Below are 1,772 nucleotides of genomic sequence, written 5' to 3' on the forward strand. Positions count from 1 at the left end.
GCGTTCTTTGAGCCAGGTTTTGGTGTCAGGATCATCTTTGAAGTTCTCGGCTAATTCTCGGACTGCTTCACCTCGCACATAGCCGTCATCATCCTGGGTAGCGCGTTCTTTGAGAAAGGTTTTGGTGTCGGGGTCATCTTTGAAGTTCTGGGCTAATGCCCGGACTGCTCCACTTCGTACAAACCAGTCATCATACTGGGTAGCGCCTTCTTTGAGGAAGGTTTTGGTGTCGGGGTCATCTTTGAAGTTCCGGGCTAATGCCCGGATTGCTCCACTTCGTAGAACCATGTCATCACCCTGGGTAGCGCGTTCTTTGAGGAAGGTTTTGGTGTCGGGGTCATCTTTGAAGTTCTTCGCTAATTCTCCGACTGCTGCACGTCGCACATTTTCATGATCATCCTGGGTAACGCGTTCTTTAAGCCAGGTTTTGGTGTCGAGAGATTCTTGCCAGGTTGTTGCAATTGCTGTGACTGCTTGAGTGTGAATTTCCTGAACTAGCTTAGTTTCTTCTTCATCATGATAGAGAACGTAATAGTACCAGAGGTCATATTTAGTTAAGTCTTTTAGTTGGTTAAGTAATTTATTAGCCGTTGACGCGATCGCCGAGCGATTTCTGACCTCTACAAGACACTTAGCCGCTAAAAAAAGATTGACAAACTTTTCCTCTTCGCCATCTTGCGCCATTAAATAATCAAGAATTTCCCCAACAAATCTTGGCTCAATCATTCCTGCAATTAGCAGCAATATTTCATGCCAACTTTCATCTTGCCAGTGTTTGCCAAAAACTTCATTCTTAAGTTCCTCAATAGTCAGCGTTTGCGTTTCTTTAAACTGCCAGACAAACTCCCAAGCACAGAAATATTCTAAAAATGTCCGATGCACAAAAGCATAATAATCCGCACCCAGGAAACATAACATAAAGTTGCGAGTTCGCAGTTGATTAATCATCACCCGCGCCGCTTCTCTGGGTTTATCAAATTCTATGGTTTTGAGATAATCAGTCAGAACTTTGACTAAATCATTTTCATTAATCAAATTACCAGCCAAACCTTTCTCACCAGTTTGCATAAGATAAGCAACCTGACGCAGCATTGCTTGCTTATCCTTATAATCGATCGTCTTGGGGTCTAACCTCTTATCTTCTGTCAAAGCGCGTTCCACATCCCATTGATGTAGCAGTACCCGCGATGCTTGATCGTAAAGTGTAGCTCTATCTCTTGGTAGCTCTTGATTACGATTAAGAATTGCCATCATCGTCAACAGCAGAGGATTTCCCGCCAATTCTGCAATAGATTTGGAAGCTTCAATTCCTCTTTGTAGCCGTTCCCGTTTTCTCACTTTATCTACTGCATCGGTAAAAGTTAACTCATGCCAACGGTAGATAAAATCCTGAATTTGTTCTGAGTCTAAATCTTGTAAAATAAAGTGGCGAAACTCAGCATTAAGCAATCGTTGCGGTTTATAGCCAATAATCCGAGAAGTGACAATTACCTGCACATCAGGATAGTCATTAGTAAAGCGATGAATATCAGTAATTACATCCTCTCGCTTACCAGGGTCAAATACCTCATCCAAACCATCAAACATCACTAGGGCATTACCAGCTTTTAATTGTTTATCTAGTTCAAGCTGATTGAGATGATGAACAGCACCACTACATTGATGAAAGAATTCTAGAAAATTATTGCACTCTTTATCTTCCCGTCGCCGCATATAACTGGAGTTTAGACTAAGCCATACAAAATGACCCAGCAGGGCTGAGTTAATCAGAG

The 1,772-nt window shown here is 42.3% G+C and carries 1 protein-coding gene; it reads right to left on the bottom strand.

The window, feature by feature from the left end:
• On the bottom strand, positions 1-1,772 hold a 1,772-nt coding region (locus ABF638_RS37825), incomplete at both ends, for a HEAT repeat domain-containing protein (RefSeq protein ID WP_435027860.1).

Origin of the sequence: Nostoc sp. CALU 1950, assembly GCF_051172895.1 — a bacterium.
In the GTDB taxonomy this organism is placed as follows: Bacteria; Cyanobacteriota; Cyanobacteriia; order Cyanobacteriales; family Nostocaceae; genus Nostoc; species Nostoc edaphicum_A.